12 protein-coding genes are annotated in these 12,769 nt (G+C 72.5%); 7 read left to right on the top strand and 5 right to left on the bottom strand.

Annotated elements, in window-relative coordinates; translation table 11 throughout:
• Nucleotides 1-358, top strand: a 358-nt coding sequence (locus tag B7767_RS05150; protein WP_143652215.1) for a class F sortase, incomplete at its 5' end; no start/stop codon positions are given.
• A 46-nt stretch (nucleotides 359-404) separates the two neighbouring features.
• Here the strand turns inward: B7767_RS05150 and B7767_RS05145 are convergent.
• The 3 genes from B7767_RS05145 to B7767_RS05135 form a co-directional block, all read right to left on the bottom strand.
• Nucleotides 405-2,042, bottom strand: a complete 1,638-nt coding sequence (locus tag B7767_RS05145) for a cellulase family glycosylhydrolase (protein ID WP_085571068.1) — start codon at nucleotides 2,040-2,042, stop codon at nucleotides 405-407.
• Nucleotides 2,043-2,119: 77 nt separating this feature from the next.
• Complete coding sequence (locus B7767_RS05140; RefSeq protein ID WP_085571067.1) at nucleotides 2,120-3,220, bottom strand: GDSL-type esterase/lipase family protein; 1,101 nt, start codon at nucleotides 3,218-3,220, stop codon at nucleotides 2,120-2,122.
• A gap of 172 nt (nucleotides 3,221-3,392) precedes the next feature.
• Nucleotides 3,393-4,886 carry a tripartite tricarboxylate transporter permease gene (locus B7767_RS05135; protein ID WP_085571066.1) on the bottom strand — a complete coding sequence of 498 codons (1,494 nt, stop codon included), beginning with the start codon at nucleotides 4,884-4,886 and terminating at the stop codon, nucleotides 3,393-3,395.
• 154 nt (nucleotides 4,887-5,040) lie between these two features.
• Here B7767_RS05135 and B7767_RS05130 point away from each other — a divergent pair, with 154 nt between their 5' ends.
• Complete coding sequence (locus B7767_RS05130) at nucleotides 5,041-6,222, top strand: RNA-guided endonuclease TnpB family protein (protein WP_085571065.1); 1,182 nt, start codon at nucleotides 5,041-5,043, stop codon at nucleotides 6,220-6,222.
• Between the two features lie 34 nt (nucleotides 6,223-6,256).
• On the opposite strand, the gene B7767_RS05125 is transcribed toward B7767_RS05130, so the two are convergent.
• Together B7767_RS05125 and B7767_RS05120 are read right to left on the bottom strand one after the other, a co-directional pair.
• Nucleotides 6,257-6,790: a tripartite tricarboxylate transporter TctB family protein gene (locus B7767_RS05125; protein WP_085571064.1), complete on the bottom strand. Its 534-nt coding sequence runs from the start codon at nucleotides 6,788-6,790 to the stop codon at nucleotides 6,257-6,259.
• The gene (locus B7767_RS05120; protein ID WP_085571069.1) at nucleotides 6,787-7,770 is read right to left on the bottom strand and encodes a tripartite tricarboxylate transporter substrate binding protein; all 984 of its coding nucleotides are present in this window, start codon (nucleotides 7,768-7,770) and stop codon (nucleotides 6,787-6,789) included. The genes B7767_RS05125 and B7767_RS05120 overlap by 4 nt, the downstream gene beginning before the upstream one ends.
• Before the next feature lie 242 nt (nucleotides 7,771-8,012).
• Here B7767_RS05120 and B7767_RS05115 point away from each other — a divergent pair, with 242 nt between their 5' ends.
• The 5 genes from B7767_RS05115 to B7767_RS05095 all read left to right on the top strand — a co-directional run bounded on the left by B7767_RS05115 (nucleotide 8,013) and on the right by B7767_RS05095 (nucleotide 12,597).
• A complete protein-coding gene (locus tag B7767_RS05115) occupies nucleotides 8,013-8,771 on the top strand; it encodes a response regulator (protein ID WP_085571063.1) in 759 nt (252 codons plus the stop codon).
• A gap of 222 nt (nucleotides 8,772-8,993) precedes the next feature.
• Entirely contained in the window at nucleotides 8,994-10,106 is a 1,113-nt protein-coding gene (locus tag B7767_RS05110) for a Gfo/Idh/MocA family protein (protein ID WP_085571062.1), read from the top strand.
• The gene (locus B7767_RS05105) at nucleotides 10,106-11,032 is read left to right on the top strand and encodes a PmoA family protein (RefSeq protein ID WP_085571061.1); all 927 of its coding nucleotides are present in this window, start codon (nucleotides 10,106-10,108) and stop codon (nucleotides 11,030-11,032) included. Before B7767_RS05110 ends, B7767_RS05105 begins: the two co-directional genes overlap by 1 nt.
• A complete protein-coding gene (locus tag B7767_RS05100) occupies nucleotides 11,029-11,775 on the top strand; it encodes a cupin domain-containing protein (protein ID WP_371100674.1) in 747 nt (248 codons plus the stop codon). Before B7767_RS05105 ends, B7767_RS05100 begins: the two co-directional genes overlap by 4 nt.
• Nucleotides 11,776-11,850: 75 nt before the next feature.
• A complete protein-coding gene (locus B7767_RS05095; RefSeq protein ID WP_143652213.1) occupies nucleotides 11,851-12,597 on the top strand; it encodes a hypothetical protein in 747 nt (248 codons plus the stop codon).
• Nucleotides 12,598-12,769: the final 172 nt, after the last annotated feature.

Genomic DNA, 12,769 nt, shown 5'->3' with positions numbered 1-12,769 from the left:
ACCGCCGCCGCCCCACAACACCAACCTGGTCGGCTGGTACGCCAAGGGAGTCTCCCCGGGCGAACGCGGTACGGCGATCATCGCCGGGCACGTGGACACGGCGACGTCCCCGGCGGTGTTCGCGCGGCTCAGCGAACTGGAGAAGGGCGACCGCTTCCGGGTGCTGCGCGCCGACGGCAGCAAGGCGACGTTCGTGGTGGACGAGACGGAGTCCTTCGAGAAGGACGACTTCCCCGACGAGCGCGTGTACGCCGACACCCCCGACGCCCAGGTGCGGCTCATCACCTGCTCCGGGGACTACGACCATGCCGCCAAGGACTACACCGAGAACCTGGTGGTCTTCGCCCATCTCGTCTGAGCCGGCTGCCCGGAAGGGGGGAGGACGCCTTCCGGGCAGCGGTCCGTCAGGCCACGGAGCAGTCCGCGCCGTTCAGGCCGAACGCCGTGGGGCTGGGGTTCGCGCCGGTCCGCGAGGCCGTGAAGCCCAGGGAGACCGAGCCGGACGCGGGGATCGACGCGGTGTACGGGGCGGAGGCGACGCTGACCTCGGAACCGCTCTGCGTCGGCGTGCCGCCCCACATGTTGGTGATCCGCTGGCCGGCCGGGAAGGTCCAGGTCAGCGTCCAGCCGTTGACCGCCGAGCTGCCGGTGTTGCGGACGGTGACCTCGCCCTGGAAGCCGCCGGGCCACTCGCCGGTCACCCGGTAGCCGATCTCGCAGGCGCCCGTCGTGCCGCCGGAGGACGTGGTGACGGTCACCGTGGCGGAGCGCTGCGAGCGGTTGCCGGCGGCGTCCCGGGCGTAGACGGCGAAGGTGTAGGCCGTCTCCGCGGTGAGGCCGGTGACGGTGGCGGAGGTGCCGGCCGTCGTGGTGACGACGGTCTCCGCGCCGCCGCTGATCCGCACGACGTCATAGCCCGTGACACCGTTCGCGTCGGTGGCGGCGCCCCAGGTGAGGGTCGCGGACGAGGCGGTCACCGCCGAGGCGGCCGGGGTGCCGGGAGCGGTCGGGGCCGTGGTGTCGTCGCCCGGGCCGGATCCGTAGACCGCGGCTTCCTCGGACGTGGCCGCGATGCCGTCGGCGCCGTCGAAGAGGCGCTCGCCCCAGCTGGTGAGCCGGTCGGGGTCGAAGTCCGTGACCATGTCGAGGTACTCGACGCCGCCGCCGTTGCCGCTCCAGGACCAGCCGAGGTAGCCGAGGCCGAGCTGCCGGGTGACGGCCAGGATGGTGTCCTCGTCGGGGTCGCCGTCGGAGTGGTTGTGCCCGAACTCGCCGACCACGATGGGGAGTTTCGCCGAGACGAAGCGCCCCAGGTAGTCGCTGATCTCGGCGGCGGTGTCGAAGACGCCGTACATGTGGATGGAGAACACGGTGTTGGCGTCCGGGTCGGCGGCGAAGACCGAGGCGGCGTTGTCCCGCATGGTGAACGCCCAGTCCTGGCCCCAGTTGGGGGCGTCGACCATCAGCGTGTGGTCGAACCCGGCGCCGCGCAGCTTCTGGATGGCGGCCTTGGTGTCGGCCGTCCAGGCCGTGTAACCGGTGTTGCCGTACGGCTCGTTGCCGATGTTGACGATGACGTGGTCCTCCTGGCCGGCCAGGGCGCTCCGGACGCTGATCCAGTAGTCGGCGGCCCGGGAGAGGGTGGCCGCTCCGCTCTGCTCGCCGTAGCCGGTGGTGTCGTGCACCTCCAGGACGCAGATCAGCCGGTTCTGCTTGCACTGCGTGACGACGTTCGCCACGTCGGCGGCGTCGTTGCGGGTCCAGCGGTCGCCGCTGGAGAGGACGACGCGCACGGTGTTGGCGCCCTTGGCCTTGATGTGCGCCAGCGAGCTGGTCCGGTCGGCGTACCAGGTGTGCGCGTGGTTGACGCCGCGCATCACGAAGTCGTTCCCGGACGCTTCGAGGAGCCGGCCGTTCTCGACGCGGAACCCGGTGGGCGCCGCGTGCGCCGGGGTGGTGAAGGCGAGGAACGGGAGGAGGAGCCCCAGGAGGGCGGCGAGAAGGCCGACGGCTCGTGGGGAGGCGGGCGTACGGGGTCTCATGGCGGCTCCAGTGGAGGTGCGGTCGGCTGTCCGTGCTGTCCGTGCTGTGCGTGCCGTGCGTCGGTCCGTGCCGTGCGTCAGGAGGTGGCCGTGCAGTCGACGGTCGCCGCCGGGACCGAGGAGGTTGCCGGGGCGGTGGCGACGAAGCCGAAGGCGGCGCTCGCGCCGGGGGCGAGGGCCCCGTTCCAGTTCGCGTTGGTGACGGTGGCCGTGCCGTCGGCGGCCGTGCTCAGGGCGCCGTTCCAGAGCTGGCCGACGCGCGCGCCGTTCGCCGGCACGACCGTCACCGTCCAGCCCGTGACGGGGGCGGCGGAGGTGTTGCGTACCGCCACCTCGGCCTGGTAGCCGCCCTGCCAGGTGGAGACCGCACGGAAGGAGGCGGTGCAGGTGGCGTCGCCGGGCTCGCCCGGGTCGTCGGGATCGTCGGGGTCGCCGGGGACGCCCTCCTCCAGGAGCGCGGACAGGGCAGGGAACCAGCGTGCGGCGATCTTCTCGTTGCCGGCGTCGTTCGGGTGCACGCCGTCATAGGTGTCGGTGGCCGTGTCGAAGCCCGTCCACTGGTCGACCACGGTCACCGGGGAGCGGTCGGTGCTCGTCGCCGCCGCCCACGCGGGGACACGGGCGTTGAAGTCGACCACGCGCTGGGCGCAGGCGGCGCAGGTACCGGGGTTCATGGGGATGATCTGGGCGACGAGGACCCGCATGTCCGGGTTGGACTCCCGCATCTGCCCCACCAGCTCGGTGTAGGCGGCGAGGATGCGGTCGGGGGAGATGCTGCTCCAGACGTCGTTCGTGCCGAAGTGCATGACAACGATGTCGGGCAGCGTCGCCGCCAGCCGGGCGGGAAGCAGGTTCCGGTCCGCCACGTTGGTGACCAGTTCGCCGCCGTGGCCTTCGTTGTCCCCGTCGTGCGCCACGCCGCAGCCCTGGGTGGGCAGGGTGCCGACGAAGTCGATGTCCGTGTGCCCGGCGTCCAGCAACCGGTTCCACAGCAGGGCCCGCCAGCAGCCCGGCGACCCGGTGATGGAGTCGCCCAGCGGCATGACGCGCACCGGGTCGGCAGCCGCCGGCGCGGCCGCCGCACCCGGCGCGAGGGCCAGTCCGAGGGGGAGGAGCAGGGCGGCCAGCAGGCCGAGGAGCGGAAGCGTGCGTAAGTGCAGGAGGCGGGTGTCGCGCATGGTTTCCCCTTCCCTGGATGAGGTGGGAGCGCTCCCATGGGGCCATCAAGCCACTGTTGTCATTGACGCGTCAAGAGGCTGGACGGATCGCGGTCCCGGCGCCCCGGCGTCCGTACGCCGTCGGGGCGCGGCCACGGTGTGCCGCGCCCCGACCGGCGAACGACGCGTTCGATCAGGTCCGGGCGCCCTTCCGGGGCAGCGCCCTGCGCACCAGCGGCCAGGCCAGCAACAGGACGACGACCGCGTAGACGATCACCGAGAACGGCGTGTCGACCAGACCCGTGACGCTGCCGTCGCTGATCTGCAGGGCGCGGCGCAACTGCTGTTCGGCGGCCGGGCCGAGGATCACCCCGATGACGGCGGGCAGCACCGGCAGTCCGTACCGCCGCATGCCGAACCCGATCAGGCCGATGATCAGCAGGATCACCAGGTCGATCACCTCGCCGCCGACCGCGTACGCGCCCACCGCCGCGAAGAACATGATCCCGGCGTACAGGTACGGCCGCGGGATGCGCAGCAGCTTCGCCCAGACCGGGGCCAGCGGCAGGTTGAGGGCGAGCAGCAGCACCATGCCGACGAACAGCGAGGCGATCAGGCCCCACACCAGGTCGGGTTCGCGTTCGAAGAGCAGCGGGCCCGGCTGGATGCCGTACTGCTGGAACGCGGCCAGCATCACCGCCGCGACCGCCGTGGTCGGCAGGCCCAGGGTCAGCATGGACACCAGCGTGCCCGCCGCCGAGGCCGACGCCGCCGACTCCGGGCCCGCGACACCCTCGATCGCGCCCTTGCCCCACTCGTCCTTGTGCTTCGACAGCCGCTTCTCCGTGACGTACGACAGGAAGGTCGGGATCTCCGCGCCGCCCGCCGGGATCGCGCCGAACGGGAAGCCGATGAACGGGCCGCGCGCCCAGGACCTCCAGGTGCGCCGCACATCGGCGCGGCCCAGCCACGGCCGGCCCACCGGGATCGGGTCCGGCGGCCGGCGCCGCAGGTGCGCGGCCACCCACAGCGCCTCACCGATGGCGAACAGACCCACCGCGACGATCACCACGTCGACGCCGTCGGCGAGTTGCAGCGAGCCGAACGTCAGCCGCTGCTGGCCGGTCATCTGGTCCAGGCCCACCAGGCCGATCGTCAGCCCGATCAGCAGCGAGGCGAGGCCCCGGATCCGGGACGACCCCAGCACCGACGTCACCGCGATGAACGCCAGCACCATGATGGCGAAGTAGTCCGGGGCGCCGATGTCCACCGCGAGATCGGCGACCGTCGGAGCCAGCGCGACCAGCAGGACCGTGCCGACCATGCCGCCCGCGAAGTGCCCGATGGCGGCGGCCGCGAGGGCCTGCGCGCCGCGCCCCGACTTGGCCATGGGGTTGCCCTCCATGGCCGCGACCACGGCCGCGCTCTCACCGGGTGTGTTCAGCAGGATGGAGGTGGTCGAACCGCCGAACATCGCGCCGTAGTAGATCCCGGCGAACATGATGAAGGCGCCGGTCGGCTCGAGCCCGTACGTCACCGGCAGCAGCAGCGCCACCGCCATCGCCGGGCCGATGCCGGGCAGCACACCGATCGCCGTGCCGAGCAGCACGCCCACGGCGGCCCAGAGCAGGTTGAGCGGGGTGAGGGCCGTCCCGAAGCCGTCCATGAGGGAGTTGAGGGCGTTCATCTGATTCCTTTCATGGATGTCCCTGCCTTCGGGCGGGGAGGGAACGAAGCTCCTGCGGAGCAGGGCAAAGGGGCAGGGTTCCGCCCCAGGGCGGAAATTCACTGCTCTGACCAGCAGGTTTGGCCTTCACGCACAGCAACGTCAGTTTGTGAGAATGGCCACGACGTGCGTGAAGCGGGCGTTCAAGTACCGCTTCCATCCGACCGAGCTGTCGCGCACGTTCGGCTGCGTCCGCAAGGTCTACAACCTCGCCCTGGCCGCCCGCACGCAGGCGTGGGCGCGGCAGGAGCGGATCAACTACAACCAGACCTCCGCGATGCTGACGGCCTGGAAGAAGACCGAGAAGCTCGCCTACCTGAACGAGGTGTCCTCGGTGCCGCTCCAGCAGTGCCTGCGGCACCTGCAGGGGGCGTTCACGAACTTTTTCGGCAAGCGGGCCAGCTACCCGCGGTTCAAGTCGAGGAAGAAGTCGCGCAGGTCGGCCGAGTACACCACCAGCGGGTTCCGCTACCGGGGCGGGAAGCTGACGCCGGCGAAGATGACGGAGCCGCTGGACATCGTCTGGTCGCGTCCGCTGCCCGAGGGTGTGAGTCCTTCGACGGTGACGGTCTCGCAGGACGCGGCCGGGCGCTGGTTCGTCTCGCTGCTGTGCGAGGACCCTACCGTTCGGCCGCTTCCCGCCGCCGGTACGGCGGTCGGTATCGACGTCGGCCTCACCCACCTGCTGACCCTCTCCACGGGGGAGAAGGTCGCCAACCCCCGGCACGAACGCAAGGACCGGGCCCGCCTCGCCAAGGCTCAGAAGGCCCTGGCACGCAAGGTGAGAGGCTCGGTGAACCGGGAGAAGGCGCGACTGCGCGTTGCCCGCGTCCATGCCCGGATCTCCGACCGCAGGCGTGACACCCTGCACAAGCTGACCACTCGACTCGTGCGTGAGGACCAAACGCTCGTGATCGAGGACCTGACCGTGCGCACCATGGTCAGAAACCGGAGCCTGGCCCGCGCCATCAGTGACGCCGCGTGGTCGGAGTTCCGGAGCCTGCTGGAGTACAAGGCCGCCTGGTACGGGCGGGAAGTGATCGCGGTCGACTGCTTCTTCCCCTCCTCCCGGCCGTGCTCCACCTGCGGCACCCTGCGGGGGCAGATGCCGCTCGGCGTCCGTGCGTGGACGTGTGAGAGCTGCGGCGCGGTCCATGACCGGGACGTGAACGCGGCGCGGAACCTTCTGGCGGCCGGGCTGGCCGTGTCTGTCTGTGGAGCTGGTGTAAGACCTCAACGGAGCACTCCGAGCGGGCCGTCGGCGCTGAAGCAGAAACCCTCACGACGCGAGCCGTGAGGATCCTCCTCGTTCACGAGGGGGAGAAGCCAAGTCACAGCACTCCCATCAGCGGACCGCCGGGCAGCGGCACTCCGAGCAGGTTGTTGAACACGGCGTAGGTGACGAAGGAGACCACCGCCGCGATCAGCGGATCGCGGTCGGGCCTGCGGCTGCCGAGCGCGAAGGCCGCGCCCCAGAAGAGCAGCGCGCCCGCGACGGGGAAGCCCAGCGGCTCGATGAGCACGGCGGCGCCCAGGAACACCCCGGCCAGCAGCGACACCGTGCGCCAGTCGGCGGGTTCGGACAGGTCGACGTCCTCACCGGCCTCGGCCTGCCCCCGGCCGCCGCGCAGCACGTCGACGGCGAGGAGCGCGGCGATGACGAGCAGGCCGGCACCGACCACGACCGGCACGGTCCTCGGGCCGACGGGACCACGCTGGGCGATGTCGACGTCCATGGTGAGCGCGTCGGTCAGGACGAGCACGCCGAGGGCCAGCAGCAGGGCGCAGACGCCGAGTTCGGAGTGGTCGCGGAGCCAGGAGCGGCGTCCGCCGGCGGGAGTGTCGTCGGTGGCCGGTTTCGTCACAGTCCCAGCTCCTTCAGCACCGAGACCACGCGCTCGTCCTCGGAGTCCAGGAACGCGCCGAACTCCTCGCCGGTCAGGAAGGCGTCGTCCCAGCCGTTCCGCTTCATCGACTCCCGCCACTCCTCGGAGCCGTGCAGCTCCCGCACCAGGTGTACGAGCTTGTCGCGCTCGGCGTCGGTGAGGCCGGGCGGGGCGACGATGCCGCGCCAGTTGGTGAAGCTCACGTCGTAGCCCGCCTCCTGGAGGGTGGGCGCGTCGAGTCCCGCGACGCGCTTCGGGCCGGTGACCGCGAGCAGCCGCAGCTCACCGGAGTTGATCTGGTCGAGGTACTCGCCGACCCCGGAGACACCGAAGGCGACCTTGTTGCCGAGGATCGAGGCGAGCAGTTCGCCACCGCCGTCGAAGGGGATGTAGTTGACCTCCTTCGGCGCGATGCCGGCCGCCCGCGCCATCAGCATCGGCGCGAGGTGGTCGGGCCCGCCGGGGGAGGACCCGCCGCCCACCGGGAGCTTGCCGGGGTTCTCCTTCCAGGCGCCGATCAGGTCGTCGATCGTCCTGTACGGGGAGTCCTTCCCGACCACGACGACGTCCTGCTCCTCGGTGAGCCGGGCGATCGGGGTGGTGTCCGCGAGGGTCTTCGGCGCGTCGTTGGAGCGGACGGCGCCGACCACGCCCAGGCCCATCGACATGGCGAGCTTGCCGTTGCCGTGCTCGCTCACCAGCCGGCTCAGGCCGACGGTGCCGCCGGCACCGGGCAGGTTGAACACCTCGACGGAGTGGGTGAGCCCGGCGTCCTCCGCGTCCTTCGCGGCCGTACGGGCCGTGATGTCGTAGCCGCCGCCGGGCGAGTTGGGAACCATGAAGCGCAGGCCCGGGATCTGCGTGCCGGTCTCGGTGCCGCTGCCGGTCGTGAGCAGCGGCGGGCCCACGAGTACGAGCACGGCGGCCCCGAGCAGGGCGAGGGGTGTGCGCAGGCGCACGAATGCCACCACCTGTCGGTCGGTCGTCTGGGATCGCGCCGGGCCCTGTGGGGGAGGGTGACGCGGGCCACATGGTGCCCGCGCGCCGCCGGGCTGTCGCGCTTGCGGAACCAATGGAGGTTGTGGTCATTGCGTCAGCGCGGGTTCGCCAGTGGCGCACGTCTCTTTCCCCGGCCGCAGGTGGGGGCCATGATGGGCGGTTCCGGTCACCTCACCGACGCGGTGGCGGAAGGAGCAAGCCGATGGACAGTGGTCGGGGCGATCGCCCTGCGCCCGCGACAGCCGACGCGATCGATGTGCTCGTGGTCGACGACGACTTCCGGGTGGCCCGGGTGCACCGGGCCTACGTCGAACGCCTCGACGTGTTCCGGGTCGTCGGTGTCGCGGGGACGGGTGAGCAGGCCGTCGCCGCCGTGGACGAACTCCGTCCCGATCTGGTGCTGCTCGACCTGTATCTGCCGGACCTCTTCGGTCTCGACGTCATCCCCCGCCTGCGGACCGCCGGGCACGACTGCGACGTGATGGTCATCAGCGCCGCCCGGGAGGCGGACGCGGTGCGCGGCGCGGTGCGGCACGGGGTCGTCGACTACCTGCTCAAGCCGTTCGACTTCGAGGACCTGCGGGGACGGCTGGAGCGTTACGCCGTGCAGCGCGGGCGGCTGCTCGGCACGGTGGTGCGCGGTCAGGCGGACGTCGACCGGGTGCTGGCGGGCGGTGCGGCGGGGCCGGTGTCACCGGTGCTGCCCAAGGGCATGAGCGCGGAGACCGCGGGGCTGGTCGAGCGCACCCTGCGCGAGACCGACGGCACCCTGTCGGCCACCGAGTGCGCCGCTCTGACCGGGGTCTCGCGGGTCAGCGCCCGGCGGTATCTGGAGTACTTCCACACGGTGGGCGCCGTGGAGGTGTCGCTGCGGTACGGGGTGACGGGGCGGCCCGAGCGGCGGTACCGGTTCCTGGGGCGGGGCGAGGGACTGCGGTCGGGGGGCGGGGTGTGGGCGTAGGGGGGTGCCCCCATGTGCTCGGTCAGGGCCGGAGGTCCCGTCGCGGAGCCGGCGAAGACGGTGACGGGGCGCGGATCCGGTCCCGGCTTCGGGTTCGGCTGATCCCGAATACGGGGCGCGGGGTTGTCCCCGTCTGCGGGCGGGCCTAGGGTCGACCATGAGAGTAAGCGCTTTCTAAGACGCTTTCCGGTCTGCCTTCGCCGTCGTTCCGAGGAGCGCCGCATGTCCTTGTCCCCCGTCCGCCGCCGTGTCGCCGTCGTCGGCACCGGCGCCATCGTCAGCGGTGGCCACCTGCCCGCGCTGCGCGCCCACGCCGACCGCACCGAACTGGTCGCCGCCGTCGACGTGGACCGGGGCCGGCTCGACGCCTTCCGCGCGACCGCCGGGGAGCAGGTCGCCGGGTTCACCTCGATGAGCGCGATGCTGGACGCCGTACGACCGGACCTGGTGCTGATCGGGACCCCGCCGTCGCTCCACCGGGAGCAGACGGTGGCCGCGCTCAAGGCCGGCGCCTGGGTCCTGTGCGAGAAGCCGCTGTGCCTGTCGCTCGCCGAGTACGACGACATCGCGGCCGCCGAGGAGGCCTCGGGGGCGTACGCCTCCGTGATCTTCCAGCACCGCTACGGCTCCGGCGCCGTCCACGCCCGTGAGCTGATCCGCGGCGGTGAGCTGGGCGCCCCGCTGGTCGCGCACTGCCAGACCACCTGGCACCGGGACACCGCGTACTACTCCGTGCCCTGGCGCGGACGCTGGGCCACCGAGGGCGGCGGGCCCACCATGGGGCACGGCATCCACCAGTACGATCTGCTGCTGCACCTGCTCGGCGAGTGGGAGGAGATACGGGCCATGGCGGCGCGCCTCGTCCACGACACCGAGAGCGAGGACGTCTCCACCGCCCTGGTCCGCTTCCGGGGCGGCGCGCTCGCGACCGTCGTCAACAGCGTGCTCTCGCCGGACGAGGTGAGCCGGATCCGTGTCGACTGCGCCGACGCGACGGTCGAACTCACCCACCTGTACGGGCACGTCAACGACGACTGGGCCTACACCCCGGCCCGGCACGTGCCCGCCGAGCGCGCTGCGGCGTGGCGCACGCCCTCGCGGGACGTGCCCAGTTCGCACACGGCGCAGCTGGGCACCCTCCTCGACGCCCACGACGCCGGTACGCGACCGCCGGGGAGCGGGGCGGAGGCGCGGAGCACGCTCGAGTTCGCCGCCGCGCTGTACAAGGCCGCGTTCACCGGGCTGCCGGTGCGGGCCGGGGAGATCGGCCCCGGCGATCCGTTCTACGCGGCCATGCACGGTGGTCACTCCGACTGGGCGCCCGAGGAGCACTGATGAGCATCCGCGTCACTCATGAGGTCGGTGAGGCCGTGGTGGTGACGGCCGCGGGGGGCACGGAGATCCTGCGGTACGTCTACCGGCCCGATCCCGAGGCGTTCGAGTCCCGGAAGCCGTACGCCCATCCGGTGCGGACGCTGGGCGGGCGCACGGTCACCGGGTACCGGCCGAACGACCACCGCTGGCACAAGGGGCTGCAGATGACGGCCAGCCACCTGTCCGGACAGAACTTCTGGGGCGGCAACTCGTATGTGCACGGGCGGGGTTACCTGCCCCTGCCCGAGCGCGTCGGGTCGATGCGGCACGACGGGTTCTCCGGGTTCGCCGTGGGGGACGGGCGGCTCGACCTCGTCGAGGAGCTCACCTGGGTGGAGAACGGCGGGGGCGAGTGGGCGCGGGAGGAGCGAGGGCTGAGCGTCCACTCGGTCGACGAACCGGCCGGGGCGTGGGTGCTCGACTGGTCGATCCGGCTGAGCAACGTGCGGGACGCCGACCTGGTGTTCGGGTCTCCCACCACCGCGGGGCGGGAGATGGCCGGCTACACCGGGTTGCAGTGGCGGGGGGCCCGGGACTTCACCGGGGGCACGGCGTTCGGGAGCGGGGCCGAGGGCGGGGCCGGGGAGCTCATGGGGACGCAGGGGACGTGGCTCGCCTTCACCGCCGAGCACGACGACGTGGACGCCCACTCCACGCTGGTCTTCGCGCACGCGCCCGGGAACCTCGACGAGAGGACCGCCGTCCATCCGTCGCACTGGTTCGTCCGTGCGGAGCCGATCCCGACGGTGGCGTTCTCCTGGGCGTTCTTCGAGGAGTTCGCGCTGCCGCCGGGGGAGTCCTTCTCGTACCGCTACCGGATCGTGGTCGCGGACGGCGCGTGGGACCGGGCGCGGGTGGCGTCGTACCTGGACGGGCTGCCGTGGTGAGCGGGGGCGGTGCGCCGCTGCCCGGGGCCGTGGGGCTGTCGCACCTGAGCGCGTACGAGTGGGAGGCCGCGGACGGGGTGTGCGGGGGGAGCCCGCATCTGCACACGGTGTGCACGGAGGCGTACGTCGTCACCGGCGGCCGGGGCTCCGTGCAGACGCTGGGGTCCGACGGGTACCGGGACATCGCGCTGGAGGAGGGGACGGTCGCGTGGTTCACGCCGGGCACCGTGCACCGGATGGTGCAGGGCGGTGATCTGCGGGTCACGGTACTGATGCAGAACAGCGGGCTGCCGGAGGCCGGGGACGCGGTGTTCACCTTCCCGCCGGAGGTGCTGGCCGACCCCGGACGGTACGCGGACGCCGCGACGCTTCCGGCCGGTACGGGCACGCGGGTGGAGGCGGCGGCGCGGCGGCGGCGGGACCTCGCGGTCGAGGGATACCTCGTGCTGCGGGAGGCGCTCTTTGCCGGCGACGACGGACCGTACCGGGAGTTCCTGCGGGCGGCCGCGGAGCTGGTGCGGGAACGGGTGCCGGTGTGGCGGGAGCTGTGGCGGGCGGGCGCGCTGGCGGCCGCGGAACGCACGGGCGCGCAGTTGGACGCGCTGGCGGGCGGTGACTTCGCCCATCTGACCGGGGCGACGGCGTACGAGGCGGAACCCAGCCGGCGCGGCGGCTACGGGATGTGCGGGCGACGGGACGAGTACGGGCTGCCGGGGGTCACCGTGCCGTACGGGGGCGGGTGAACCCGCCGCCCTCGCGGACGGTGCCGGGACTCTCCCGGTGCCGTCGGCCCGGCGGAGTCTGCTTGGATGTCGCGGGTGACGAACAGCTCCCCGGGTCCCCGTGCGGACGAAGCCGGTTCCGGCCGGACGGCCGCCCTGCTGGAACGTGCCGCCGCCGGCCGGGACGGCCGGGCCTGGAGCGACCTCTGGACGGAGCTCTACCACAACGGCACGCTCGACGTGTCCCATCCGCTGGTGCTGCCCGCGCTGACGGACATGGCCGAGGGGGACGACGCCGACACGGCCGCTTCGGCCCTCCACCTGGCCGGCGCGCTTCTCGTCCAGGCCGATCAGCGGTACGGGACCCGGGACCTGCGGGCCCGGCACGCACCCGAGGTCGCGCGCCTGCTGGCCGCCGCCCACCGGTGGCGCCGGGTCACCGCGGACCGCGACGACTACTGCCACCTGCTCGAAGCGGTCCTGAACCTGGAAGGCGACATCCCCTGGGGAGAGGAACTGATCGGGGGCGTCGTCAGCGAGGAGTACGAGCTCGAATGCCCTGACGAGGACTGCTCCGCGGTGCTGTGGGTGGTCATCGGCGAGCGGGGCTTCTTCAGCACGTCGGAGGACTATGCCCTCTCCGAGGGCGTCGAGACCCTCCCCCTCCACCCGGCCGCTCCCGGCGCCCTCGACGGCCTCGGCCGCCGCCTCCACGGGCTGGCCCTGGCGGACGGCCACGAGGACGTGGCGCACGCCCTCACCCATGCCTTCGGCGAGGCGACCTGCCCGCAGTGCGGAAGGCGCTGCTCCGTCGTCGGACAGGTCGTCGCCCGTTCGGGCTGAGCCCGCGGGCACGGGACCGCGGTCGACGGACCGGGCCCCGTCCCCGTCACCGGCGGAGCGGGCCGCGCAGGCGTCCGTGGGTCACGGCCGGCGCGGGGACCCCGTCCGGTGCGGGGCGTACGACGCCGGAAGCCGGGCCGTGCCCACGGCCAGCGCGGTGGCCGCACTGGCG

The organism is Streptomyces sp. 13-12-16 (assembly GCF_002114215.1).
In the GTDB taxonomy this organism is placed as follows: domain Bacteria; phylum Actinomycetota; class Actinomycetes; order Streptomycetales; family Streptomycetaceae; genus Streptomyces.
Note: the sequence above shows the minus strand (reverse complement) of the source record. Positions and strands in the feature narration are given on the sequence as shown.